A 24,909-nucleotide genomic window follows, 5' to 3' on the forward strand; every position below is an offset into this window, starting at 1 on the left:
TCGGCGATCATATGTACATCTCCAACGCCACCGGCTGCTCCTCCATCTGGGGCGGTCCTGCGGCTACTTCTCCCTACTGCACCAACAAGGAAGGCCACGGCCCTGCCTGGTCCAACTCCCTGTTCGAGGATAACGCCGAGCACGGCCTGGGCATGTATCTGGGCCAGCAGGCCACCCGCAGCCGTCTGGCGGACAAGATCCGCGAGCTGGCCGGCGTGACCACCAACGAGGCCAAGAAGGCTGCCTGCGAGAAGTACCTGGCCACCATGGATAACTATGAGGACAACAAGGCCGCTATCGCGGAGCTGCTGCCTCTGCTGGAAGCCGATGCCGACTGCCAGTACAGCAAGGAGATCCTGGCTGACAAGGAATACCTGAGCAAGAAGTCCATGTGGATCTTCGGCGGCGACGGCTGGGCCTACGACATCGGCTTCGGCGGCGTGGACCACGTCCTGGCCTCCGGCAACGATGTGAACATCTTCGTGTTCGATACCGAGGTCTACTCCAACACCGGCGGACAGGCTTCCAAGGCCTCCAACATCGGTCAGGTGGCGCAGTTCGCCGCGGCCGGCAAGGAGATGAAGAAGAAGTCTCTGGCTGAGATCGCCATGAGCTATGGCTACATCTATGTGGCTCAGGTTGCCATGGGCGCCAACCCCGCTCAGACCCTGAAGGCCATCAAGGAGGCCGAGGCTTATCACGGTCCCTCTCTGGTCATTGGCTATGCTCCCTGCGAGATGCACTCCATCAAGGGCGGCATGATGAACTGCCAGAAGGAAATGAAGAAGGCCGTCGAGTGCGGTTACTGGAACCTGTTCCGGTTCAACCCCGCTGCCGAGGGCGCCAAGTTCACCCTGGATTCCAAGGAGCCCGCTGGCGGCTATCAGGAGTTCCTGATGAACGAGGCCCGGTACAGCCGTCTGACCCGCGAGTTCCCCGACCGCGCCAACGAGCTGTTCCAGCGCAACGAGAAGGCTGCCATGGATCGCTACGAGCACCTGCTCAAGCTCAAGACCATGTACGCCGACTAATTCCCTCTCAAAACAAAAAAGCGCTGCGGGATTTTCCCGCAGCGCTTTTTTTCACATTTGGTGGGGGAATGTGGAGAACTTGCCCCGGAGGTGGGAGGAAGAGGATGCCCGTGGAAGATGCAGCCTGCCTTGGAGGAAAAAAGAACCGCAAATAGAGCCGCCTTGTGGAGCGGTTTTCCACAAAGTGGGGAAAAGCCCCGCCCCGCGGGGAGGGGACCGCAACGCAGGGCGGCAGACTGTCCGTGCCGTGGAAGAGAATCCCAAAGCGGCACCTGCGGCGGTGCTTACAGCAAAAAAGAGGAAGCCAAAAGGCTTCCTCTTTTTTTCATAAGAAGGATCACTTGCCGGACTTCTCCTTTTCCAGCCGCAGCCGCAGCTGTTCGGCGGTAATGGCATAGCCTGCCTGGGCATAGGGGAATACGGGCTTTTCCTCCGGCAGAGACAGGCCCCGACGAAGACAGATGGCCTCGGCCACCTTGTCCAGCAGACGGGGATTTTTCACCAGCAGGGGGCCGGTAAGCTCAGAGGCAAACACGTTGTTTTTGTGGTAGCCCTCGGCACCGCCCTGGGCCTCGTTGCCGAAGCCCATGTCGCACCGGGTGAGCAGGGGAGTGTCCACGCCCCGGATCAGGGTGCACTTGTTCATAAAGCCCACAATGACCTCGTCAAAGAGCTCCGTAGGGCCGAACACATCGCCTACAATGCGCCGGGCCTGCCGCTGGGAGACAAATTCAGCCAGCCCGAGACCGGCCGTTTCACGGCCGTCGGCAGCGGTAATGGACTTGCCCAAAAGCTCCATGGCGGTTCCGGCAAAGAGCATGGGCAGACCGTCCGCCGCTGCCTTGCAGAGCGCGTCGCCCCAGGGACGCATCTGCTCCAGCGCAAAGTCAGCGGCCCGCTCGGTGCCGGCGCCCAGGAATACGAAATCGTAGTCCGTCAGGGACGCGGGCGTTTCGGCAGGAAGAAGTGTTTCCACCGTCACAGTGTGTCCCAGAGCTTCCAGGTACCGCCCCAGCACGGAGAGATTGGCATAGCTGCCGTACAGGCTCATGAGATCAGGGTAGATATGCAGGATCTTCAGTTCCATGCTCACGCCTCCTTTTTCACGGCGGGCAGATTCAGCAGCTTGTCCCGGTCGGAGAAGCAGGTGACCACGTACAGGTCCTCACTGCCGTCGGCCTGGAGCTGCTCCACCGCGGCAGAGATATCCGGCTGGACGGACCAGATTTCGGTGGGGATACCGGTAAAGGAGAACCGCTCCGCCAGATCATTGGCATACCGTCCGGAGAGGATGATCCGCTGTACCGGTCCCTTGGCCAGAAGATTGAAGTCGATGTCCCACAGCCAGCTGGTCTCGCTGGTGAAGTACTTGCGGCTCACTGCGTCCACGATCACCAGCACGGAACAGGGGGCCTTGGTGGCGGCAATGTAGCGCAGGTTCGTGTCGTAGGCGATGGAGTTTTCGTGCTTGCTGGTCAGCAGCACGCCCCGATGACTGCCCAGAGTGAACTTCTGCATCCGGCCGTTGCGCAGGATGTAATTGTTGATGACGCCGGCGGCGGTATCGGCAGCGATGCCGATCTCCCGGCAGGCGGCGTAGGCGGCCAGAATGTTATAGACGTTGTAGATGCTGCGGAAGGCCAGCTGGATGGTGATGGAGCCGTCGATGGTCAGCCGGCCGGCATCCAGATCCAGGGCGGTGGCGGTATAGTCGGTGGCGGGCTTGCGGTGGCCGCAGCCGGTGCACCGGTAGGCGCCGATGTGGTTGTAGTGGACGTAGTCATATTCCATGGGTGCGTGGCACAGCGGGCAGTAGGCCCCGTCGTGATAGACACCGGTGGGTGCGTCCGTGGAGATGGAGCAGCGGTCCAGACCGAACCACTTCACCTTCTCGTGCCCCTGGGCAAAGCAGCTGGACAGGGGGTCATCCGCGTTGAGGATCAGCTCCGTCTCCGGATGCATGGCCGGCAGCAGAGCCTCGTACACCCACTCGGGGTGGCCGTTGCGGGTCAGCTGATCCCGGTAGAGATTGGTAACCACAAAGTGGGTGGGGTGGAAATAGCGGAAGCTGTGGGCGGCATAGCGCTCATCGGACTCGATGAGCAGCACATCGGCCTTCACCCGGCCGCCCAGGGTGGCGTGGGTGAGGACCGTAGTGGTGACGCCCTCAATCTGGTTGGAGCCCTCCTCGTTGTAAACCACGGTCTTGCCGCCGGAGCGGAGAATGGCGGCGATCATTTCCACGGTGGAGGTCTTGCCGTTGCTGCCGGTGACGGCCACGATGTGGTCAGGCAGCTGCACCTGCCGCAGAATATCCGGGCAGATCTTCAGGGCGTACTTGCCGGGCAGAGAGCTGCCCTTGCCGATGAGGGAGCCCACCGCGTGGCCCAGCTTGCATACCAGAATGGCGAGAAACCGCCTCATTCCTCGTTCATCTCCTTTTCGGGGAAGTCACGGAATTCTGCAATGGCACGGACGGGAGCACCGTCGGCACCGGCGTACTTGAGGGGCAGGGCGAAGAACATCACATCTGTCCGGCCCAGAAGCTTTTTCAGGCACAGGTTCTCCACAATCACCAGGCCGCCGCTGAGCAGCACGTGGTGGGCCGGATACACATCGCTGGCCAGGGAGTCCACGCTGATGGCGTCGGTACCCACGCCCTTGAGGCCGCAGGAGACCAGATACCGGGCGGCCTCCTCATCCAGAATGGGGAAAGCCTCGGACAAGAATGCCTCCGTGCCCCACTTCTTTTCCCAGCCGGTGTAGAGCAGGGCGTAGTCTGCGGAGCGGAGATATCCGTTCTGGGAGCGGAGGAACTCGGCGGTGATGCAGGAGCCGGGGGCAAAGTGGCTCACGTCGATGACAGCGGCCCGGCCGCAGAACTGAGAGGGGGGCAGCTGATCCAGCCCGCAGCCGTCGGGCAGGATGTGGCGGGGGGCATCCATGTGGGTGCCGGTGTGAGAGCCGATCTGCAGCAGCGTCTCCCGGGCGCCGTCATGGGTCAGGGTGCGGGTGGAGGAAAATGCGGGGCGGGGGGTGCCGGGGTAGACAAAGGTCTCCGGCGAGATGGTGTGTGTCAGGTCGATAATCATGGGCAATCCTTCCTATTGAATCAGTATCGGTCTGTTAGTGCTCCAGGTAGATCATCAATGCAGCAATATCCGCGGGGGAGACGCCGCTGATCCGGGAGGCCTGTCCCAGGTCCAGCGGCCGTACAGCACCCAGCTTCTCCCTGGCCTCCAGCCGGAGGCCCTGGATGGCGCTGTAATCCAAATCGGGGGGCAGCTTGTGGGATTCCATTTTCTGAAAATCCTCCACCTGCTTTTGCTGGCGGCGGATGTATCCCTCGTATTTCACGCTGATCTCCACCTGCTCGGCTACGTCCGCCGGCAGAGACGGCCGGTCAGGGTCAAAGGGGGCCAGGTCGGCATAGGCCAGCTGAGGCCGCCGCAGCAGGGACAAAAGCGACGCGCCGTCGGATACGTCCGCGGTACCCTTCCGGGCCAGCAGGGCGGACAGCGCGGGGGAGGGGGGCGCGCCCGTATGAGTCAGGCGGCGGATCTCCGCGGCCACGGCGTCACGCTTTTTCTCCACCTGGGCAAGACGCTGGTCGGACACCAGTCCGATCTCCCAGCCCCGGCGGCAAAGGCGCAGGTCGGCGTTGTCCTGGCGCAGCAGCAGCCGGTACTCGCTGCGGGAGGTCATGATGCGGTAAGGTTCGTTGGTGCCCTTGGTCACCAGATCGTCAATGAGGGTGCCGATGTAGCTCTCCGACCGGGAGAGAAGGAAGGGAGAGAGGCCGCGGAGCTTCCGGGCGGCGTTGACGCCGGCTACAAAGCCCTGTACGGCGGCCTCCTCGTAGCCGGAGGAGCCGTTGAACTGTCCGGCGCCGTAAAGGCCGGGCACGGATTTCACCTCCAGCGTGGGGGAGAGGGCCAGCGGGTCAATGCAGTCATACTCAATGGCGTAGGCGGGGCGGGTCATGACGGCCCGGCGCAGTCCCGGTACGCTGTGGAGCATCTGCACCTGGATTTCTTCGGGCATGGAGGAGGAAAAACCCTGGATGTAGAGCTCCTCCGTGTCCAGGCCCATGGGCTCCACAAAGAGCTGGTGGCGCTGCTTGTCCGGAAAGCGGACGATCTTTGTCTCAAAGGAGGGGCAGTACCGGGGACCAACGCCCTCGATCAGGCCCGAGTACATGGGGGCCTTGTCCAGGTTTTCCTCCACAATGCGCTTGGTTTCCTCCGTGGTCCAGGTCAGGTAACACACGGCCTTGTTTTCCGGCGGGACCGTGGTGGAGTAGGAAAAGGGAACGGGCAAATCGTCGCCCGGCTGGAGTTCCATCTCGTCAAAGTCCACGGTGGCGGCATGGACCCGCGGCGGCGTGCCGGTCTTGAACCGGCGCAGAGGCAGGCCCAGCCGTACCAGAGCGTCGGTCAGGCGCAGTGCGGCGTGCATGCCATCGGGCCCGGAGGACTCCACGCACGCACCAATAATGGTGCGGCCGGCAAGATAGGTACCGGTGGCCAGAATCACGGCTTTCACGGAGAACACCGCGCCGGTGGAGAGCACCACGGCACTGACGGCGCCGTTTTCCGTACGGATATCCACCACCTCGCCCTGCCGGACGGTCAGATGGGGCTGGCGCTCCAGGGTGTGCTTCATGTATGCCTGGTATTTCCGCCGGTCCGCCTGGGCCCGCAGGCTCCACACGGCAGGGCCCTTGCCCTTGTTCAAAAGGCGGTACTGGATGCAGCACGCGTCCGCGGCCCGGGCCATCTCGCCCCCCAGAGCGTCCAGCTCCCGGACCAAATGGCCCTTGCCGGTACCGCCGATGGCGGGATTGCAGGGCATGTTGCCCACGGCATCCAGATTGATGGTGAACACGATGGTTTCAAGGCCGATCCGGGCGGCGGCCAGAGCTGCCTCGATACCGGCGTGTCCGGCACCGATGACGGCAATATCAAATTGTCCTGCGGGAAATTCGCTCATACGGTTAACCTCATTGCGGGCCGGTTTGCAGGGTCAAAACTGCGATCTCCGGCCGGTTGAACAGCCGGAAGGACGGCCCGGAGTTGCCCAGTCCCCGGGTGACAAACAGCGTGGATCCGTTTTCGTGGTATACCCCCGCCGTGTAGGAGGGAAACAGCTTCAGATCATGGGAGAGCAGCCCGTCGGTAAAGGGCAGGCGGATGATGCCGCCGTGGGCGTGTCCAGAGACCACCAGATCTGCGCCCAGTAGACTGTACTGACGGGAAAATCGGTCGTTCCGGTGGGCCAGCAGGACCCAGAACGGGTCCCCCCACCGTTCGGAGATCTCACCGGCCAGAGCCTCGGGAGACTTCTGGTCCGCGTAGCCGTTGGGATCGTCGATGCCGGCCAGGACGATACGGTCCCCGCAGCGCTCCAGCTCCACGGCCCGGTTGGTGAGAACCGTGACGCCGTTGGCGGTGAGGGTCTCTTTCAAAGCCGGGACGCTGCCCAGGGCCCACTCGTGGTTGCCGGTGACATAGTATGTGGGCGCAATGGCGCTCAGACCCGATGCAATGGCTGCGGCATATCCCTCGGGCAGGGGACGGTATTGATCCAGAAGATCGCCCACCAGAAAGATGTACTCCGGCGACTGATTGGCCACCGTTTCCAGAAGCGTTTTGTTGTCCTTCCCGAACTGGGCCGAGTGCAGGTCGCTGAGCACGACCACCCGGCAGCCGTCAAAGCCCGGCGGAAGGTCGGGAAAGGGAAGATCAAACCGGGTGACCACCAGGGAGGTGTTGCTCCACCAGAGAAAAACGGCCACAAAAATGACCGCGATAAACAGCCGTGCCACCCGGAAAGGACGGCGCAGACGCCTTTTTTTTGTCATAAATGCGGCCTCCTCAGCCGCCAATGTAAAAAACACAGAAAGTGTGTGAAAAGACCAAACTCCACGGCTTGCGCCATGTATCTCACATTATAGCATAAGGGCTATTGCTGTGGCGAGAGAAAAATTATACAAAGAAGTCTGGAAAAGAGCGGAAAAATCCCATGGAGTGCTTGAAAAGCGCCGGAACGGCGGTTTACAGGGCAAACACGGCCCCAAAAGAGCACCTGATGAGTATGTGTGTTTTGGACAAATAATATGTTAATTTTTTGTGAAATAAGTAGAAAACCACTTGCGCAAACACGCACACCCTGTTATACTGTGTACAGAAACTGAGAGAGGAGGGATGTGTATGATGCGTTGCAATATCGCACTGGGCGACGTGGACGATTTGATCTTCGTTGATTCCGATTGGTGCAAGAGCGATCGGTAAATGCGGACATAAGAGGAAGGAAACCACGCCGGAGAGGGCGTGGGCTTTTTCTTTTTCCGGACATTGTACGGGATGCAGGGGCATTTTGTCCCGGCATACCGCCGCATCGTGGGTAAGCAACGTCTGCCGCTGTCGCGGTAGGCGCTTTTTTGCTGCTTTTTCCAAAAAAATGTCATAAAATATGGAAAAATCCGTGGATTTTTTCTGCGGGCCATGTTAGGATACATATGTAGAAGATCAAAGAGAAAACGCAGCGCCTGCACCGGCACAAGCCGGAGGGCGAAGGAGGAGAGGGTAATGCGGCCGAAAAGGATTCCGGCGCTTTTTCTGATGCTGGCGGTACTGATGCTGGCCGCCGGCTGCTCCGCCCGGGAGGAGGCGCAGGAGCAGGGGGAGCTGTCCGCCTCCCGCACCCAGGAGGAGATGCGTCCTCTGACAGAAGAGGAGGTGCTCTCCGCCTATGACCGGGCGGTAACCATTTATGGGTGGTTTCAGCTCTCCACACTGCCCTGCGGCAGTGAGGGGCTCAGTGTGGACGGCAGCGTCTACTATCCCGTCCGGTCCGAAGGGCTGGAGACGCTGGAGGACCTGCGGATTTACCTGCGGAGCAGCTTTTCTCAGGAACTGGCGGAACAGCTGCTGACCACAGGTGGGGACGTTCCCCTGTACCGGGATATTGACGGGGCGCTGTATGTGCGCCCGGTCAGCCGTGCTAGGGACCCCCTGCGGGGAGATGTGGAGCTGCGGGTCGAGCAGACCGGCGACACGAGCTATACGGTCAATGCGGCGGTGGACCTGCTGGATCAGGACACGGAGACCGTCACCGGTGTGGAGTATTGGTCGTTCCCCTACCAGCTGGTGGATGAACGGTGGGTATTTACCCAGTTTCAGCTGCTTTACTGAGCGCCCGGAGCGCGGAGAAAGACGCGGCAGCCCGCTTTCGGGACAGTTCCCGGGCGGGCGCTTTTTTGTTTCAGACAAACAGGGCAAAATCAACGCAAATTCAGGAAAAACAGAGAAAAAGCGGGAAAAAAGTTTCCAACGAAAAAAACACGCAGAAAAGGAGAAAAAAAGATTTACAGCGTTTGCGTAAAAAATTGCCAAACAATTACTTGAAAAAACGGCCGTGTGTGTTAAAATGGTAGAACCCTGTAAAACACAAAGCAATAAGGAGTGGAAGAAGCATGGATAACCTGTTCTGGATCGGTTTCGTCGGCGCGGTTCTGGCACTGGCCTTTGCATGGATACAGCGGGGCAAGGTCATGTCTTATTCCGAAGGCACGGAAAAGATGCAAAAAATTGCCGCATCCATCCGTGAGGGAGCAAACGCCTACCTCAAGCACCAGTACACCACAGTAGCGAAGGTGTTTGTGGTGGTGTTCGTGATTTTGGTGGTCATCGCCTTTGCCTCCGGCGGGCAGATGCTCTCCAAGTTCACCCCCTTCGCGTTTTTGACCGGCGGTATCTGGTCGATGCTGGCGGGCTTCATCGGCATGAAGATCGCCACCAATTCCAACGCCCGCACGGCTCAGGCGGCCTCTGAGAGTCTGAACAAGGGGCTGCGGGTGGCATTTTCCTCCGGTTCCGTCATGGGCTTCACCGTGGTGGGCCTGGGCATGCTGGACATCACCATCTGGTTTTTCCTGCTGCGCTATGTCTTCGGTATGGATGACCCCGTTGCCCTGGGCAATGTGATGGTCATGAACGGCATGGGCGCCTCCTTTATGGCTTTGTTTGCCCGTGTGGGCGGCGGCATCTACACCAAGGCCGCCGACGTGGGCGCGGACCTGGTGGGCAAGGTGGAGGCCGGCATCCCTGAGGATGACCCCCGCAACCCCGCCACCATCGCAGATAACGTGGGCGACAACGTAGGCGACGTGGCCGGCATGGGTGCCGATCTGTATGAGTCCTATGTGGGCTCCATCCTTGCCACCTTTGCCCTGGGCGCCGTGGGCGGATACGGCTGGGGCGGACTGCTGCTGCCTGTGGCCCTGGCCGTCACCGGCATCGTCTGCTCCATCATCGGCTCCTTCCTGGTAAAGACCAAGGAGGATGCCAGCCAGGAGTCTTTGCTCAAGAGCCTGCGGACCGGCACCTACACGGCGGCCATTCTGGCGGCCATTCTGGCGGCGCCTCTGACCTATGTGATTCTGGACGGACACATGGGCGTGTATGTGGCCATCCTCTGCGGCTTGATCGGCGGCTGCGCCATCGGCTACTTCACCGAGTACTACACCTCCGATACCTATAAGCCCACCCAGGAGCTGGCGGCCGCCTCCGAGACCGGCTCCGCCACCATCATCATCGGCGGCATCTCTCTGGGCCTTAAGTCCACCATGACCTCCATCCTCATCGTGGCGGTGGCCGTGCTGGTGAGCTACTTTGCCGCCGGCGGCTCCACCGTCATTGTGGATGATGCCGGCGCCTTCACGGCGGCGTTCAACCAGGGCCTCTACGGCATCGGCATCGCCGGCGTGGGCATGTTGTCCACCCTGGGCATCACCCTGGCTACCGACGCCTATGGACCTGTGGCCGATAACGCCGGCGGTATCGCCGAGATGAGCGGCCTGCCCGAGACTGTCCGGGAGCGGACGGACGCCCTGGACTCTCTGGGCAATACCACTGCCGCCACCGGCAAGGGCTTTGCCATCGGCTCCGCCTCCCTGACTGCCCTGGCACTGCTGGTGAGCTACGTCAACATCGTCCAGGAGAACACCACGGAGACGCTGAACTTCACCCTCACCAGCCCCACGGTGCTGGTGGGCATGTTCATCGGCGCCATGCTGACCTTCGTGTTCTCTGCCTTTACCATGAGCGCCGTGCAGAAGGCGGCCCAGTCCATCGTGGTGGAGGTCCGCCGTCAGTTCCGGGAGATCGCCGGCATCATGGAGTACAAGGCAGACCCGGATTATGCCTCCTGCGTGGCCCTGTGCACCAAGGGCGCGCTCCATGAGATGGTTGCCCCGGCCCTGCTGGCCATCATCGTGCCGCTGGTCACCGGTTTGATCCTGGGACCCACCGGCGTGGTGGGACTGCTGGGCGGCGTGTCTGTCACGGGCTTTGCCATGGCTGTGTTTATGTCCAACGCCGGCGGTGCCTGGGATAACGCCAAGAAGTATATCGAGGGCGGCCATCACGGCGGCAAGGGCTCCGAGTGCCACAAGGCTGCTGTTGTGGGCGATACGGTGGGCGATCCCTTCAAGGACACCTCCGGCCCGTCTTTGAACATCCTCATCAAGCTCTGTTCCACCGTGTCCATCGTGTTCTCCGGCCTCATCCTGGCCTTCAACCTGATGAACTTCCTGTAAGCGGAAAACAAAAGCCGCTCTCCTACACGGGAGAGCGGCTTTTTTGTCATTTCTTACAGGAAATCAGGGCAAAATTTGGCCTGTTCGGGGGAGAAACGAAACCGCCTCTTTGCTTGACAGGGTAATCGTTTACCGATATAATAATGGGCGGAAAACCCCCGGAAGTTCCTGAAATAAGTGAAATTCCGAAAAATACAATTAAAGGAAAGGAACGCACGAACATGATCTATTCCACCGAAGTGCAGAATATGTGCCCCGTCGCCAAGGGCGCGTACCATGGCCCGGCGCCCATCCCCGAAGAGGGCAAATGGGTGCAGGCCAAGGAAATCAAGGACATCTCCGGCCTGACCCACGGCGTGGGCTGGTGCGCCCCCCAGCAGGGCGCCTGCAAGCTGACCCTCAACGTCAAGGACGGCATCATCGAGGAGGCCCTGGTGGAGACCCTGGGCTGCTCCGGCATGACACACTCCGCCGCCATGGCCTCTGAGATCCTGGTGGGCAAGACCATCCTGGAGGCCCTGAACACCGATCTGGTGTGTGACGCCATCAACACCGCCATGCGGGAGCTGTTTTTGCAGATCGTCTACGGCCGCACCCAGACCGCGTTCTCCGAGGGCGGCCTGCCCATCGGTGCCTCCTTGGAGGACCTGGGCAAGGGCCTTCGGAGCCAGGTGGGCACCATGTTCGCCTCCAAGGCCAAGGGCCCCCGTTATCTGGAAATGGCCGAGGGCTATGTCACCCGCATCGCGCTGAACAAGGACGATGAGATTATCGGATATGAATTCATCAACCTGGGCAAGATGATGGACGCCATCAAGAAGGGCACCGACGCAAACGAGGCCATGGAGAAGGCCAAGGGCCACTACGGCCAGTTTGACGCTGCGGTCAAGTATATCGATCCCCGTCAGGAATAAGAAAAGGAGGAATTGACCAATGGCTCTGTTTGAAAGCTACGAAAGAAGAATCGACAAGATCAATTCCGTCCTGTCTCAGTACGGAATTTCCAGCGTGGAGGAGTGCCGCGACATCTGCAAGGCCGCCGGCTTCGACCCCTATGAGATCGTCAAGGGCATTCAGCCCATCTGCTTCGAGAACGCCGCCTGGGCGTACTGCGTGGGCGCCGCCATCGCTCTGAAGAAGAACGTGGCCACCGCCGCTGAGGCCGCCGAGGCCATCGGCGAGGGCCTGCAGGCCTTCTGCATCCCCGGCTCTGTTGCCGAGGACCGGAAGGTGGGCCTGGGCCACGGCAACCTGGGTGCCATGCTGCTGCGGGATGAGACCAAGTGCTTTGCCTTCCTGGCCGGTCACGAGTCTTTTGCGGCCGCTGAGGGCGCCATTGGCATCGTCCGCAACGCCAACAAGGCCCGGAAGGAACCCCTGCGGGTCATCCTCAACGGCCTGGGCAAGGACGCTGCCCAGATTATCTCCCGTATCAACGGCTTTACCTACGTCCAGACCAAGTTTGACTACTATACCAGCGAGCTGAAGATCGTCCGGGAGATCCGTTACTCCGAGGGCGAGCGGGCCGACGTCCGCTGCTATGGTGCTGACGATGTCCGCGAGGGCGTGGCCATCATGCACCATGAGGGCGTGGATGTGTCCATCACCGGAAACTCCACCAACCCCACCCGCTTCCAGCATCCTGTGGCCGGCACCTATAAGAAAGAGTGCATCGAGCAGGGCAAGAAGTACTTCTCCGTGGCCTCCGGCGGCGGCACCGGCCGTACGCTGCACCCGGACAACATGGCCGCCGGCCCTGCCAGCTACGGCATGACCGATACCATGGGCCGTATGCACTCCGACGCCCAGTTCGCCGGCTCCTCCTCCGTCCCCGCTCACGTGGAGATGATGGGCTTCCTGGGCATGGGCAACAACCCCATGGTGGGCGCCACCGTGGCGGTTGCCGTGGCTGTGGCTGAGAGCCGCAAGTAAGAACGTGCTTGCGCAGGCGCAGGCAGGCGGCCACCATAATCGCGGCGGATGCCGCGTCCAAGCGTTTCCGGCTCAGCCGGAAACCTTGAACCGGTCGGGCTTTGCCTGACCGGTTGGCTCCCATCGGAAGGGCTCCCAAAGCGGGCCCAGCCCGATTTGGGACGGGCGCCACCGTGGCAGTTGCTGTTGCCGTTGCCGAGAGCCTCAAGTAAGCGCACGTTTGCATTAAACACAAAGCCCCCGGGAACTCCCGGGGGCTTTTTCAAATCTGACAGAAAAAGGAGGACCTGCCATGCAGCTGAACACCCTGGGCCTGGTCCACGAATTTCTGCGGCAGTCTGTCTGCCCAGGCGCTGTGTGTATCGACGCCACGGCGGGCAAGGGCCGGGACACGGCGCTTCTTTGCCGCCTGGCGGGGCCGGAGGGCCGGGTGCTGGCCTTTGACATCCAGCCCCAGGCCGTGTCCCAGACCAATGCCCTGCTGGAATCGGAGGGCTTGCGGGCGGAGGTGTATCTGGACAGCCACGAGAACCTTTTGCAGTACGTCTCACCGGAGAGTGTGGACTGCGTGGTATTCAACTTCGGCCGCCTGCCGGGCGGGGACCCGAAGATCATGACCCGGGCCGAAAGCTCCCTGGCTGCCATCGACGCCGCCCTTGCGGCGCTGCGGCCCGGCGGCATTATGGCCGTCGCCCTCTACTATGGCGGCGAGAACGGCTACGAGGAGCGGGACGCGGTGCTCCGCCACCTGGAGCAGCTGGACCAGCGGCGGTATACCGTGCTGGAGTGCCGGTGGTCCAACCGCCGGGGCGATCCGCCCATGCCGGTGCTGGTGTGGAAAGAGGGATAAAAAGGCGGCGGCCTACGGGCCGCCGCTTTTTTCAGCATTCCTGAGAGGTCCCGTTGCCGCCGCGCTTTGCCGGGCGCAATGTCCGGCGTATCAGCCACACGGTGGAGAGCACATAGCACCACCACAGTACGGCCCCCAGAGGGGCGTTGCGGTAATAATACGGAAACAGCAGGGGAAAGAAGTTGATCAGCACCTCACCGACAGAAGTGGGCTGGAGCAGCGGCATGGAAAAGATCCGTACCACCGGCAGCCACAGCGCCGCCAGCAGCCCCGCCCAGATGCCCCAGCAGGCACCAAGGCCCGGCGGGTTGCGCAGGGTCCGCCAGGCAAGGCCCACCAGCACCGCCAGCTGTACCAGCGCCAGCAGGGGAGCGGCCAGGGACGTATACTGCCAGTACCCGGGGCTCAGCAACTTGGACATGCTAATGGCGGAGGCGTATCGTGTCACAAAGAGAGCGCAGATCCAGAGGGTCCACCCGATGGCAAGGCCCAGCCGCCGCCGCACTACCAGGCACAGGACTCCCGCAACGAAAATCGGCACCGTGAGAAATACCAGGGCCATGTTCAGCGCGGTTGCCAGCAGGGCCACGGCCATCAGCGCGATGCCCATGAGCTTCTGCCTGTGGAGCCGGAGCACCTCTTCCGCGGCACCGTGGTCCGAGGGTGCGCTTTCTGTGCCGGTTGTTCCGGCCTGGCTGCCGGCCTCCGGGCCGGACGGCGCGCCAGCTCCGGCGTCTGCCGTCCCCTTCACCAGCTCGTCCAGTGTCACACCGAAAATCCGGCTCAGCCGCACCAGCTTATCCAGCTCCGGAACGCTGGCGTCCGTCTCCCATTTGCTCACCGACTGCCGGGAGACACCCAGCTGTTCTGCCAGGGCATCCTGGCTCAGTCCCATCCCGGCGCGCAGCTGTGTGAGCCGCTGTCCCAGTGTCATATCTACCGCCTCCTCTGTTTGCTTGCTGGTGCCATGATACCAGAGGGGAACAGAAATGTCCATCAACCGGGCTTGTCGGCGGCGCAACCGGCAGTTGCGGCGGGAGAAAATGAATACAAAACGCAGAAATTCCCCGGAGAATTACTCCGGGGAATCACTTTTTCCCGTGGGTTTCGCCTCTGTCCGTTTGACCGCCCGGTAAGCCGGGAAGCCCAGGATTCCCAGGGCCCCGCCCCACAGGGCGCTGCCCCAGGCCAGGGCCCGGGGGTGGGAGGTGACGAAAAGGAGGAACCGGGTGGGCGTCACGGAGATGGCGGAGAAGTCCTGGGAGAGCAGGCAGCGGAAGGCACCGTCTGCCAGATAGAGGAAGAAAGGAGCGGTGGCCACCAGAAACAGCGCCGTGGTCGCCAGGAGGCACCACCGGGCCCACACCGTCCACCGGTGCTCCGGGGGGTCTGTCCGCAACAGCGCCAGAAGCCCCAGGGCCAGTGTCCGCCCCAGCAAAAGCGTAAACAGAGGATGGAGGAGATAGACCGCCGCGTAGTAGACCCGCCCAATGTAAACCGCCTCCGTCAGGTGCCGTCCCCAGAGAAAGCCCACTGCATCCAGCGCGCCGGCCAGCGCCGTTGCCACTGTACTCACCGTCAGACGGCGCAGCCGCCGGAGACGGGCCTCCTGGTCCGCCGGGGCGCAGAGGAGCTCCTTCACGTCGGCGTCCAGCGCCTGGGCAAGTGCTGCCAGCATCTCCACATCCGGCCGGGAGCGGCCCGTCTCATAGTTGGAGACCGTCTGCCGGGTGACGTGGAGGACTTCCGCCAGCTGGTCCTGGCTCAGCTTTTTCCGGATGCGCAGGGTGCGGATGTTTTTGCCGATGTTGTTCATGGGCCGCACCTCCTTTGATGCCTCCATTGTAGCGTCCGGCGGCGGGATTTGTCACGCAAAGAGTCTTTGCGGGGCAAAAAAGCCTTGCTTACAGCACGGTCCCGTTCCGTGTGCCGGTAAATTTCCCCTCTGCGATGGCGAGCACGCCGCCCACGAATACGTAGTCCATGCCGGAGGATAGCTGCCTGGGGTCCTGGAACGTGCCGTTTTCCCGGATGTTTTCCGGGGAAAACAGGCACAGGTCCGCGTCGGCGCCTGGCTCGATGCGGCCCTTTTTGGAAAGACCCAGCCGGTCGGCAGGGAGCCGGGTGATTTTGCGGACCGCCTGGGGCAGCGTCAGCACATGGCGGCGGCAGACATACGTCTCCAGCAGCCGGGGAAATGTGCCGTACACCCGGGGATGGGGCAGACCCTGGGTGGGATAGGTGGCGTCGGAGATGACGGAGGAGAAGGGGACACGGAGGATGTCCGCAATGTCCTCTTCGTGGGTGATGAAGTCAATCATGGCCGGACCGCAGGCCTCCCGCTCCAGCAGGTCGAACAGGGCGTCAAAGGGGTCCTTGCCCTCCAGGTCTGCGATCTGGGCAATAGATTTTCCCTCCAGGGGCAGGTCCTCCGGGCAGTGCAGGGAGGTGGCCAGGATATTGTCAAAGCCTACCAGCAAAGAGATGTTTTCAAAATCCGTGCCCGTCTCCATCCGCTGCCGCATGGCCGCCCGGCGGGCCGGGTCGCCCAGGGCTGCCGTCAGGGCGTCGGTGCCGCCTGCCTGCACCTCCGGCGGCAGCACGTGGATGAGCTGGGTGGAGCCGGCAGGGTAGGGGTAGACGTCGCAGGCGATGTCCACGCCCTCCTGCCTGGCCCGGGCGAGCAGATCCAGCATCCTGGGCACGGCCCGCCGCCAGTTGCGCCGGCCGATGGCCTTCAGGTGGCTGATCTCCACCGGGGTCTCCAGGGCCCGGGCCACGGTGAGCATCTCCTCCAGGGCCTCTACGACTCCGTCGCCCTCCTGGCGCATGTGAACGGTGATGGTCCGGCCGGACCGACGCAGAGGGGCGAGGGCCCGCAGCAGTCCGTCGGTGTCATAGAAGCACTCCGGGGCGTACCCAAGACCCAGGGAAACGCCCAGAGCTCCGTCGGACAGGGCGCGTTCCAGGAGTCTATGGAGCGTATGAAGCTCCTGGTTTGTCAGAGGGCCTGGGTGAAAGCCTGCCGCGCAGCCCCGCAGGGTGCCCATACCCACCAGCATGCCCGTATGGAGGGGGCGGAGGGACTTACCTGCCTGGGCGCGGTAGTCTGCCAGGGTAGGGAAGTCGAGACCTTGCGGCATTTCGCCCACGATGGGGCTCAGATAGTCCAGCACTGCTTGACGGTGGGGGCCGTCCACCGGCGCGAGAGACAATCCGCAGTTGCCATTGATAAGAGTGGTCAGGCCCTGGGCAAGCTCCGCCGGGCCGAAGTCCGGGGAGAACAGCGCCGCATCCCCGTGGCGGTGCAGGTCGATGAAGCCGGGGGTCAGAGTCCGCCCGGCGGCGTCGATGGTACGGCGGGCAGGTGCGTCGTCCAGATGCCCCACGGCGGCGATGGTTCCACCGGAGAGGGCCACGTCAGCAACATATACATCCCCGCCGGAGCCATCCGCTACGGCGGCGTTTCGGATCAGGTAATCAAACATGGAAAGCGCTCCTTTCCCCGCCAGTGTAGCACCGGCGGTTTCCCCACGCAAGGCACAAAAAAAGAGGACGCCCACGGGCGTCCTCTTCTTTCAATTAAGATGTATGGCTCAGTCCACGCACAGACCGGCGGTGATGATAGCCATGGAGTAGACCTCCTGGGCGTTGCAGCCGCGGGAGAGGTCGTTGATGGGGGCGTTCAGACCCTGCAGAATGGGGCCGTAAGCCTCAAAGGAGCCCAGACGCTGGGCGATCTTGTAGCCGATGTTGCCGGCATTGATGTCGGGGAAGATGAAGGTGTTGGCATGGCCGGCCACCTTGGACTCGGGGCACTTGGTGTGCGCCACACGGGGAGAGACGGCAGCGTCAAACTGCATCTCGCCATCGATGGCCAGATCGGGAGCCAGCGCCTTGGCCTTGGCGCAGGCGTTGCGCATCTTGTCCACGTCCTCGCCCTTGCCGGAGCCCAGGGTGGAGTAGCTCAGGAAGGCAACCTTGGGGTCAATGCCGAAGACCTTGGCGGTAGAGGCGGTCTCCAGGGCGATCTCCACCAGCTCGTCCTCGGTGGGCTTGATGTTGATGGCGCAGTCGCCCATGGCCAGGACCTCACGGTCACCGGTAGCAGAGGGACGCACCAGAATGAAGCAGGAAGAGACGATCTTGCTGCCGGGCTTGGTCTTGATCAGCTGCAGCGCGGGACGGACGGTATCGGCGGTGGAGTAGGTGGCGCCACCCAGCAGAGCGTCCGCATAGCCCATCTTCACCAGCATGGTGCCGAAGTAGTTGGCCTGCTTCAGGGCGGCACGGCACTGGTCCTCGGTCATCTTGCCCTTGCGCAGTTCCACCATGGTGGTGACCATCTTGTCCATGTCGGCAAAGTTGTCGGGATCGATGATCTCGGCGCCGCGGATGTTGAAGCCAGCTTCCTCAGCGGCAGCCTGCACCTCTTCGGGCTTGCCCACCAGCACGGGGGTCAGGAAGGTACCGGACAGCAGACGGGCAGAAGCCTCCAGAATACGGGGATCGGTGCCCTCGGTGAAGACGATCTTGCGGGGATGCGCCTTCAGCTTTTTAATCAGAAACTCAAACATGTCAATTCCTCCAGTTGTTACTGAATTGGGGTTTGCAGATCATACCGATTTCATTATACACGTCTGAACCCGGTGGTCAATTATATTTTCCGCTCCGCCCACCAAAAATTTACGGAATATTCACCTTTTCTTCTGGTAAATGTGCAAAACTGACAAAAGCCGTGCCGAACATTGTGGAGTGAGATTTGTACTACACCTCCCACAAAGGCACGTTTTTTCGCGGATTTAGGGCTTGACGAATACAGGAAAACAAGGTATTATGAAACGGTAACAAATTGTAACTTTTTCAAAAGCGTGATTTTTGGGGAGCGTTTATGAGTAATCAGGTAAAGGACGCCAGCCGCACAGGCCGCCAGGCCACCCGCAGCGGCCGGCGGCTGGCAAGAGAACTGCATACGGAAAATGCCGCGCTGTCCCGGCGCGGAAAGGAGAACGGCACCCGCCGGCGCCGGCAGCCGGAGGCGGAAACGCCCCGTCAGGAGGCGCCCCGCGCAGCGGCAGAGACCGCGGCTCCCGTGCAGGAACAGCCTGCTCAGGCCAAGCCCGGCCTCGTGCAGCGTATCAAGGGTGCGTTCCGCCGCTGGCAGGAGTCCGATGGCAGCAGCGAGAGTCCTGTGGCACGGGGCTGCCGGGCTGCCGGAAAGGAACTGCGCCGGGCACGGCGCCGCTGGCGGCACATTGTGCGGGAGAACAAGGCCCACCGCTTTCCGGAGTCTGACCGGCCGGCGGTGCAGTTTTTGCTGTTTGGCTGGAACATGCTGCCCACGCTGGGCAGCTATCTGCGGGAGGCCACTTGGGGCCGCCGCAAACGGGCCATGCATCAGCCCGGCCGCTTCCACGGCTGGCTGGGCGGACGGAAAATTCACCCCGCGGCGTTCCTGGGCGCCGGCGGTGCGCTGGTTTTGCTGGTGGTGCTGTGTGCCTCCTACACGGTGGGCACCACGGTCATCTACGACGGAGAAGCCATTGCCACGGTGAGTTCCCGGGCTGCGGCGGAGGACGCCCGCGCCGATCTGGAAAAGGTGACCGCCAGTACGCTGGGGGAGGACTACACCATTGATGATTCCCTGCTGGAGTACTCCACCGGGATCATGGCCCGCAGCGACGTGGTGGATGAGAGCACCTACGAAGAGGATCTGTCCGAGGAGATCGGCCTGGTGACCTATGCCTACTGTCTGTATGTGGACGGCGAGCTTATTGGCGCCACGCCCTATGAGGGTGCTCTGGAGGAGCTGCTGGCTCAGCTGAAGGCGGCCTCTACAGATGAAAATACTATTTCCTGCGAATTTGCCGAGGATGTGGACGTCCGGCAGGAGTATGTCCCGACCTCCAAGGTAATGAACCTGGGATATCTGGCTGAGATGCTGTACAGCACCAAGTCCGCCGAGGTGACCTATGAGGTCAAGAAGGGCGACACCTGGTCCCAGATCGCCAACGGCCACGGCCTGACCTCTGCGGAGTTGCTGGCCCTGAACCCCGGCTATAACATTGACAAGCTGCAGATCGGCGAAGTGCTGACGCTGTCCGCCTCCGTTCCCTACCTGACCATGACCGTGGTGCAGCAGGAGCGGTATGTGGAAGACGTCATGTACGATATTGAATATACCGACTCGGCATACCTCTACAAGGGCGACTACAAGGTTACATCCAAGGGACAGTACGGCGCTGCAGACGTAGTGGCAAACGTCACCTATGTCAACGGTGAGGAAGTGGAGCGCACGGTGCTCTCCTCTGTCACGCTGAAAGAGCCCGTCACGGAGCAGCGGCTCCAGGGCACCAAGGAGCGGCCCACCTGGCTGCCCACCGGTACCTTCCGCTGGCCCACCTCCGGTCGTATTACCTCTTACTTCGGCGGCCGGTCCTCTCCCGGCGGTATCGGCTCTACCAATCATAAGGGCATTGACATTGCTGCCCCCAAGGGCACGCCGGTCTACGCGGCCGACGGCGGCACCGTGGTGTACGCCGGATGGATGAGCGGCTACGGCTACCTGGTGCAGATCAACCATGGAAACGGCTATGTAACTTACTACGGCCATAACTCCAGCCTGCTGGTGTCGGTTGGCCAGCATGTCTACAAGGGCCAGCAGATTGCCCGGGTGGGCTCTACCGGCAACTCCACCGGCAACCACTGTCACTTTGAGGTGCGGTATAACGGCGTGGCCAAGAACCCGCTGAACTACCTGCCGTAAAAACCATCTGCGCATCCCCCCGAATCTTCGGATTCGGGGGGATTTTTTGCGTGTTCGCCCGGAATGCGGACAGTCAAACGATTTCGAAAACGTTTACACCAGCAACCAAATTTTGTATAGATGCTATGAAAATCGATAAAGCTGGTAATAAATTGATAAAAATACGCATGAATAGCGCGAAAATGTATAAATTTAACGCTGTAACTGAAATTTTGCAGAAAGGAATCCAAAAAAACAGTCACTTTTTTGAAATTGTTAAATCAGACAAAAATATCTTGTCCAAACGCACATATATATGGAAAATGCAAAAAACGCCTTGACAATTTCTTTCTGAAAATGGTACTGTAAAGACAAGAATCCTGAAAACGTTTGCATAAGCTTCCGGCACTGTGTACCGGAGGTACAGGAAAGAGGGGGACTGAGCGCGCGATGAGACCGAAAGAAGAAAACTACTCCAAGAGCAAGCGTCTGAAAAACCAGATCAAAGCAGTCATCACCAATCCCTACAACGTCATTGTGCTGATTGCCATTTTGCTGCTGACTTATCTGATCGTGCTGCCGCTGCTGGACATGATCTCCAGCACGTTCGAGCTGGCGCAGCGGGATCTGCGGGCCGTGGGCGGCGACGCCGTGGCCGGACAGTTCACTTTCTATTACTGGAAACGGCTGCTGGCCAGCGAGCTGTCCATGTCCATGCTCATCAAGCCCCTGATCAACTCCCTGACCATCGGCGTGTGCGTTTCTGTGTGCGCCATCGCCCTGGGCTCCGTGCTGGCATGGCTGATGGTTCGTTCCGATCTGCCCTGCAAGCGGTTTTTCTCCCTGGCGGTGATCATTCCCTATATGATCCCCTCCTGGTGCAAATCCCAGGCATGGCTGTCCATGTTCAAGACTGCGCGTCTGGGCGGCGCGCCGGGCTTCATGGCCTCTCTGGGTTTCAACGTGCCTGACTGGTTGGCCTACGGCCCCGTGGCCATTATTATCGTTCTGACGCTGCACTACTACGCATATACATACCTGCTGGTTTCCGCGGCGCTGAACTCCATTAACTCCGAGCTGGAGGAGATGGGTGAGATCCAGGGCGCCGGCAAGGCCATGATCCTGCGGCGCATCACGCTGCCGCTGGTGCTGCCGGCCATGCTGTCTGCCGTCATCCTGACCTTCTCCAAGGCCATCGGCACCTTCGGCACCATTAATTACCTGGGCTCTCCGGTGCAGTACTACACCCTGTCCAGCCAGCTGTACATGAACAGCAAATCCCTGAACACCCAGACGGCTTTCGCCATGGCCATCATCATGATCTGCATTGCCTCCGTGGCCGTGTTCATTAACCAGAAGCTCATCGGCGCCCGGAAGTCCTACGCCACCATCGGCGGCAAGGGCGGCCGTTCCACGCTGATCGGACTGGGCAAGGTGGGCCGGCCGGTCATTACGGCGATCTTGTTCGTGTTCTTCGCCGTGGGCATCATTATGCCGATCCTGATCCTCATCATGGAAAGCTGCATGCTCAAGGAGGGCACTTACAGCCTCTCCAACTTCACCCTCCACTACTGGATCGGTGACCCGGATCCCAAGATCATGGAGGGCATGCCCGGCATCTTCAAAAACGACGACTTTATCAAGGCACTGCTCAACTCCGCCCGGCTGACGCTGGTCAACGGCGTGTTCGGCACCATCTTCGGCCAAATCCTGGGCTATATCTGCGCCAAGGGCCGCGGCAAGTTCCACGGCAAGCTGGTGGAGCAGCTGGTGTTCATTCCGTACCTGATCCCCTCTGTGGCATTCGGCGGCATTTACCTGTCCATGTTCTCTCAGCCCCAGACGCTCTTCGGCGTGACGCTGATTCCCTCTTTGTACGGCACGTTTACGCTGCTGACGCTGGTGTCCGTGGTCAAGCACCTGCCGTTTGCCTCCCGGGCCGGCACGTCCAACATGCTGCAGATCAGCGGCGAGCTGGAAGAGGCGGCCACCATTGAAGGCGCGGGCTTCTTCAAGCGATTTATCAAGATCGTGTTCCCCCTGTCCAAGGGCGGCTTTATCTCCGGCTTCATGCTGATCTTCGTGTCCATCATGAAAGAGCTGGATCTGATTATCCTGATCATGACGCCGACCACGTCCACGCTGCCGTATCTGGCATTCCAGTATCAAAACGGCAACTCGCCCCAGGCGTCCAACTGCGTGGCCATTGTGATGTTTACCATCGTGTTCTTGGTGTATGCCTTGGCCAATATCTTCGGTGACGCCGACCTGGCCAAGAGCATGGCGGGCTGACACGGATACTCAACTGAGAGGAGAAAACGATCATGAGTGAGATCATTCTGCAAAATATCGATAAATTTTACGGCAAGAACCACGTGCTCAAGGACCTGAACCTGACCATCAAGGACGGCGAGTTCATGACGCTGCTGGGCCCCTCCGGCTGCGGCAAGACCACCACGCTGCGTGTGGTTTCCGGCCTGGAAAAGCCCCAGAACGGCAAGATCTACATGGACGGCAAGGAAATCGTCAACGCGGCGGAGGCCTACTTCGCCCCGCCCTCCCAGCGGAATCTGAACCTGGTGTTCCAGTCCTACGCCCTGTGGCCCCACATGACCGTGTTCGACAACGTGGCGTTTGGCCTGCGGATCCGCAAGGAGTCGACGGACAAGATCAAGACCATGGTGGCCAGTGCCCTGGAGCGCATGCAGATCGGCGAGTACGCCAAGCGCTATCCCACAGAGCTCTCCGGCGGCCAGCAGCAGCGCGTGGCCATCGCCCGTGCCATCGTCTCCGAGCCGCGGCTGCTGCTGCTCGATGAGCCCCTTTCCAACCTGGACGCCAAGCTCCGGGTGGATATGCGCTCCGAGATCAAGCGCCTGCACCACGAGACCGGCACCACCATCATCTACGTCACCCACGACCAGGTAGAGGCTCTGACCATGTCCACCAAGATCGCCCTGTTCCGCAAGGGCGAGCTGGTGCAGGTGGCCCCGCCCCTGGAGCTGTACAACAACCCCTGCAACCTCTATACCGCCGACTTTATCGGCAACCCCAGCATCAACTTCGTCAAGAGCACCGCTGCGGTGGACGTAGGCGGCATGACGGTGGATAGCCCCCTGGGCCAGATGTCGTTTGACCGCAAGGATATGACGCCGGACGCTCCCCAGAGCGGCAAGATTGACACCATCCTGGGCGTCCGTCCCGAGCAGCTGACCATCAGCCGCACGCCCGACGACCAGCATCGTGTGGAGGGCCATGTGTACTCCGGCATGCCCGCCGGTTCCGAGACGCTGGTCAACGTCCGGGTGGGCGAGGCGGTTCTGACCGTCAAGGAGCTGGGTTCCACCCACTACGCCGGTGACGAGAAGGTGTATCTGGGACTGCGGCCGGAGAAGGCCAACGTGTTCGACGCCAAGAGCGAGAAGCTCATCAAGTTCTGCGTGTGATCTCTTTGCGGCGGAGGCCGCGACAAAAATACAAGGAAGAATTCAGAAGGAGGAAAAGAACTATGTTGAAGCACAAGAAATGGCTGGCCGGTTTTATGGCTGTGACCATGCTCTTCGGCCTGACGGCCTGCGGAAGTCAGGAAGAGCAGCCCGCTGAAGGCGAGACCGAACTGACCGAGTGGGAGCAGAAAGCCAACATCTTTGCCACCGACGAGACCGATGAGGAGCTGTATCAGCAGGCCATCGAAGAGGGCGGCACCGTGACCCTCTACTCCATCTCTTCCCGCTGCGGTAAGGTGGCCGAGGCCTTCATGGCCAAGTATCCCGAGCTGACCTGTGAACCCTTCGATATTTCCACCAACGAGCTGCTGGAAAAGGTCACCCGTGAGCATGATGCCGGCCAGTACGTGGCTGACGTGGTGCACATCAAGGACCAGGACGGTTCTTTGTACAATGAGTACGTGAAGAACAAGGTGTTCTATCTGTATCAGCCCGCGGACATCTTCGCGCACATCGATCCCCAGTACACCGCTACCGCTACCCCGCTGTACATCGAGCTGACCCAGCTGTTCTACAATGCCGAGACCTATCCCGACGGCTCTCCCATCACCAACATCTGGCAGCTGACCGAGCCCGAGTGGCAGGGCAAGATCATGATGCAGAACCCGCTGGATAACCTGTCCTGGGGCTCCTGGATCACCGGCTTCTGCGTGGGCGATGTGCCCGACCAGCTGGCTGCTGCTTACAAGGAGCTCTACGGCGAGGATCTGGTGCTCTCTGACGGCTGCGCCAACGCCGGCTATGAGTTCCTCAAGCGCCTGCATGACAACAAGCCTACCTACACCTCCTCTTCTGACGAGATCGCCGAGTCTGTCGGCACTCCCGGCCAGACCGATCCCCCGGTTGGCTTCTGCGCTTCCTCCAAGCTGCGCAAGAACGAGGATAACGGCTGGGTCCTGGCTCCTGTGAACCTGTATCCCACCACCGGTATCCCTGCCATCAACACGCTGTATGTGGTGGAAGGCTGCCAGCATCCTGCTGCCGCCAAGCTGCTGATCCGCTTCATGATGGGCGGCATTGACGGCGACACCAGCGGCTATGAGCCCTTCAACACCCTGGGCGGCTGGCCCGTGCGTGACGACATTGAGCCTGCTGAGGGCTCCGTCCCCTACGACGAGATGAACGTCTCTCCCTTCGATCCCGACGAGATCTACGAGAACTACAACACCGTGCGTGACTTCTGGCAGATGCTGGGCTAACCGGTAAAACCAGAAATTGAAAGACCGCGCAAAGCGGCGGGCGGA

Annotated in this window: 19 protein-coding genes; 10 read left to right on the top strand and 9 right to left on the bottom strand. The window is 61.1% G+C overall.

Features of this window, described 5'->3' with window-relative positions; genetic code table 11:
• On the top strand, positions 1 to 1,031 hold a 1,031-nt coding region (locus tag QZS13_RS07015), incomplete at its 5' end, for a thiamine pyrophosphate-dependent enzyme (protein ID WP_295587311.1).
• A gap of 337 nt (positions 1,032 to 1,368) precedes the next feature.
• Here the strand turns inward: QZS13_RS07015 and QZS13_RS07020 are convergent.
• The 5 genes from QZS13_RS07020 to QZS13_RS07040 are packed head-to-tail and all read right to left on the bottom strand — an operon-like array spanning position 1,369 to position 6,894.
• Positions 1,369 to 2,118 carry a hypothetical protein gene (locus QZS13_RS07020; protein WP_295587313.1) on the bottom strand — a complete coding sequence of 250 codons (750 nt, stop codon included), beginning with the start codon at positions 2,116 to 2,118 and terminating at the stop codon, positions 1,369 to 1,371.
• Positions 2,119 to 2,120: 2 nt separating this feature from the next.
• The gene (locus QZS13_RS07025; protein ID WP_295587315.1) at positions 2,121 to 3,455 is read right to left on the bottom strand and encodes a Mur ligase family protein; all 1,335 of its coding nucleotides are present in this window, start codon (positions 3,453 to 3,455) and stop codon (positions 2,121 to 2,123) included.
• On the bottom strand, positions 3,452 to 4,123 hold the full coding sequence (locus tag QZS13_RS07030; RefSeq protein ID WP_295587317.1) for a cyclase family protein: 672 nt from the start codon (positions 4,121 to 4,123) through the stop codon (positions 3,452 to 3,454). The genes QZS13_RS07025 and QZS13_RS07030 overlap by 4 nt, the downstream gene beginning before the upstream one ends.
• Before the next feature lie 34 nt (positions 4,124 to 4,157).
• On the bottom strand, positions 4,158 to 6,023 hold the full coding sequence (mnmG, locus tag QZS13_RS07035; RefSeq protein WP_295587319.1) for a tRNA uridine-5-carboxymethylaminomethyl(34) synthesis enzyme MnmG: 1,866 nt from the start codon (positions 6,021 to 6,023) through the stop codon (positions 4,158 to 4,160).
• A gap of 10 nt (positions 6,024 to 6,033) precedes the next feature.
• Complete coding sequence (locus QZS13_RS07040) at positions 6,034 to 6,894, bottom strand: metallophosphoesterase (protein ID WP_295587321.1); 861 nt, start codon at positions 6,892 to 6,894, stop codon at positions 6,034 to 6,036.
• A gap of 727 nt (positions 6,895 to 7,621) precedes the next feature.
• Between QZS13_RS07040 and QZS13_RS07045 the strand changes: the two genes are divergently transcribed.
• The 5 genes from QZS13_RS07045 to QZS13_RS07065 all read left to right on the top strand — a co-directional run bounded on the left by QZS13_RS07045 (position 7,622) and on the right by QZS13_RS07065 (position 13,414).
• Positions 7,622 to 8,227, top strand: coding sequence for a hypothetical protein (locus tag QZS13_RS07045; protein ID WP_295587324.1), 606 nt, complete (start codon positions 7,622 to 7,624; stop codon positions 8,225 to 8,227).
• Positions 8,228 to 8,508: 281 nt separating this feature from the next.
• Positions 8,509 to 10,632, top strand: a complete 2,124-nt coding sequence (locus QZS13_RS07050) for a sodium-translocating pyrophosphatase (RefSeq protein ID WP_295587326.1) — start codon at positions 8,509 to 8,511, stop codon at positions 10,630 to 10,632.
• Positions 10,633 to 10,853: 221 nt separating this feature from the next.
• Complete coding sequence (locus QZS13_RS07055; RefSeq protein WP_295587328.1) at positions 10,854 to 11,546, top strand: iron-sulfur cluster assembly scaffold protein; 693 nt, start codon at positions 10,854 to 10,856, stop codon at positions 11,544 to 11,546.
• Between the two features lie 19 nt (positions 11,547 to 11,565).
• Positions 11,566 to 12,564: a GGGtGRT protein gene (locus QZS13_RS07060; protein ID WP_295587330.1), complete on the top strand. Its 999-nt coding sequence runs from the start codon at positions 11,566 to 11,568 to the stop codon at positions 12,562 to 12,564.
• A 292-nt stretch (positions 12,565 to 12,856) separates the two neighbouring features.
• The gene (locus tag QZS13_RS07065) at positions 12,857 to 13,414 is read left to right on the top strand and encodes a class I SAM-dependent methyltransferase (RefSeq protein WP_295587333.1); all 558 of its coding nucleotides are present in this window, start codon (positions 12,857 to 12,859) and stop codon (positions 13,412 to 13,414) included.
• A gap of 31 nt (positions 13,415 to 13,445) precedes the next feature.
• On the opposite strand, the gene QZS13_RS07070 is transcribed toward QZS13_RS07065, so the two are convergent.
• The 4 genes from QZS13_RS07070 to pta form a co-directional block, all read right to left on the bottom strand.
• Positions 13,446 to 14,348 carry a helix-turn-helix domain-containing protein gene (locus QZS13_RS07070; protein ID WP_295587336.1) on the bottom strand — a complete coding sequence of 301 codons (903 nt, stop codon included), beginning with the start codon at positions 14,346 to 14,348 and terminating at the stop codon, positions 13,446 to 13,448.
• 141 nt (positions 14,349 to 14,489) lie between these two features.
• Positions 14,490 to 15,230, bottom strand: a complete 741-nt coding sequence (locus tag QZS13_RS07075) for a helix-turn-helix transcriptional regulator (RefSeq protein WP_295587338.1) — start codon at positions 15,228 to 15,230, stop codon at positions 14,490 to 14,492.
• Positions 15,231 to 15,318: 88 nt separating this feature from the next.
• Positions 15,319 to 16,902, bottom strand: coding sequence for an amidohydrolase family protein (locus QZS13_RS07080; protein WP_295587340.1), 1,584 nt, complete (start codon positions 16,900 to 16,902; stop codon positions 15,319 to 15,321).
• A 108-nt stretch (positions 16,903 to 17,010) separates the two neighbouring features.
• Entirely contained in the window at positions 17,011 to 17,991 is a 981-nt protein-coding gene (gene pta / locus QZS13_RS07085) for a phosphate acetyltransferase (protein WP_295587342.1), read from the bottom strand.
• Positions 17,992 to 18,305: 314 nt separating this feature from the next.
• Between pta and QZS13_RS07090 the strand changes: the two genes are divergently transcribed.
• The 4 genes from QZS13_RS07090 (at position 18,306) to QZS13_RS07105 (ending at position 24,864) form a co-directional block, all read left to right on the top strand.
• Positions 18,306 to 20,180, top strand: a complete 1,875-nt coding sequence (locus tag QZS13_RS07090) for a M23 family metallopeptidase (RefSeq protein WP_295587344.1) — start codon at positions 18,306 to 18,308, stop codon at positions 20,178 to 20,180.
• A 429-nt stretch (positions 20,181 to 20,609) separates the two neighbouring features.
• The gene (locus QZS13_RS07095) at positions 20,610 to 22,451 is read left to right on the top strand and encodes an iron ABC transporter permease (RefSeq protein WP_295587346.1); all 1,842 of its coding nucleotides are present in this window, start codon (positions 20,610 to 20,612) and stop codon (positions 22,449 to 22,451) included.
• A 32-nt stretch (positions 22,452 to 22,483) separates the two neighbouring features.
• On the top strand, positions 22,484 to 23,605 hold the full coding sequence (locus QZS13_RS07100; RefSeq protein WP_295587348.1) for an ABC transporter ATP-binding protein: 1,122 nt from the start codon (positions 22,484 to 22,486) through the stop codon (positions 23,603 to 23,605).
• Between the two features lie 62 nt (positions 23,606 to 23,667).
• On the top strand, positions 23,668 to 24,864 hold the full coding sequence (locus tag QZS13_RS07105) for an ABC transporter substrate-binding protein (RefSeq protein ID WP_295587350.1): 1,197 nt from the start codon (positions 23,668 to 23,670) through the stop codon (positions 24,862 to 24,864).
• Positions 24,865 to 24,909 lie beyond the last annotated feature (45 nt).

Source organism: uncultured Oscillibacter sp., assembly GCF_900546705.1.
Taxonomy (GTDB): Bacteria; Bacillota; Clostridia; order Oscillospirales; family Oscillospiraceae; genus Oscillibacter.

Excerpts from the sequence above, each read along its gene's own strand:
- QZS13_RS07020 (WP_295587313.1), bottom strand. The coding sequence starts at position 2,118 with ATGGAACTGAAGATCCTGCATATCTACCCTGATCTCATGAGCCTGTAC.
- QZS13_RS07025 (WP_295587315.1), bottom strand. The coding sequence starts at position 3,455 with ATGAGGCGGTTTCTCGCCATTCTGGTATGCAAGCTGGGCCACGCGGTG.
- QZS13_RS07030 (WP_295587317.1), bottom strand. The coding sequence starts at position 4,123 with ATGATTATCGACCTGACACACACCATCTCGCCGGAGACCTTTGTCTAC.
- mnmG (WP_295587319.1), bottom strand. The coding sequence starts at position 6,023 with ATGAGCGAATTTCCCGCAGGACAATTTGATATTGCCGTCATCGGTGCC.
- QZS13_RS07040 (WP_295587321.1), bottom strand. The coding sequence starts at position 6,894 with ATGACAAAAAAAAGGCGTCTGCGCCGTCCTTTCCGGGTGGCACGGCTG.
- QZS13_RS07045 (WP_295587324.1), top strand. The coding sequence starts at position 7,622 with ATGCGGCCGAAAAGGATTCCGGCGCTTTTTCTGATGCTGGCGGTACTG.
- QZS13_RS07050 (WP_295587326.1), top strand. The coding sequence starts at position 8,509 with ATGGATAACCTGTTCTGGATCGGTTTCGTCGGCGCGGTTCTGGCACTG.
- QZS13_RS07055 (WP_295587328.1), top strand. The coding sequence starts at position 10,854 with ATGATCTATTCCACCGAAGTGCAGAATATGTGCCCCGTCGCCAAGGGC.
- QZS13_RS07060 (WP_295587330.1), top strand. The coding sequence starts at position 11,566 with ATGGCTCTGTTTGAAAGCTACGAAAGAAGAATCGACAAGATCAATTCC.
- QZS13_RS07065 (WP_295587333.1), top strand. The coding sequence starts at position 12,857 with ATGCAGCTGAACACCCTGGGCCTGGTCCACGAATTTCTGCGGCAGTCT.
- QZS13_RS07070 (WP_295587336.1), bottom strand. The coding sequence starts at position 14,348 with ATGACACTGGGACAGCGGCTCACACAGCTGCGCGCCGGGATGGGACTG.
- QZS13_RS07075 (WP_295587338.1), bottom strand. The coding sequence starts at position 15,230 with ATGAACAACATCGGCAAAAACATCCGCACCCTGCGCATCCGGAAAAAG.
- QZS13_RS07080 (WP_295587340.1), bottom strand. The coding sequence starts at position 16,902 with ATGTTTGATTACCTGATCCGAAACGCCGCCGTAGCGGATGGCTCCGGC.
- pta (WP_295587342.1), bottom strand. The coding sequence starts at position 17,991 with ATGTTTGAGTTTCTGATTAAAAAGCTGAAGGCGCATCCCCGCAAGATC.
- QZS13_RS07090 (WP_295587344.1), top strand. The coding sequence starts at position 18,306 with ATGAGTAATCAGGTAAAGGACGCCAGCCGCACAGGCCGCCAGGCCACC.
- QZS13_RS07095 (WP_295587346.1), top strand. The coding sequence starts at position 20,610 with ATGAGACCGAAAGAAGAAAACTACTCCAAGAGCAAGCGTCTGAAAAAC.
- QZS13_RS07100 (WP_295587348.1), top strand. The coding sequence starts at position 22,484 with ATGAGTGAGATCATTCTGCAAAATATCGATAAATTTTACGGCAAGAAC.
- QZS13_RS07105 (WP_295587350.1), top strand. The coding sequence starts at position 23,668 with ATGTTGAAGCACAAGAAATGGCTGGCCGGTTTTATGGCTGTGACCATG.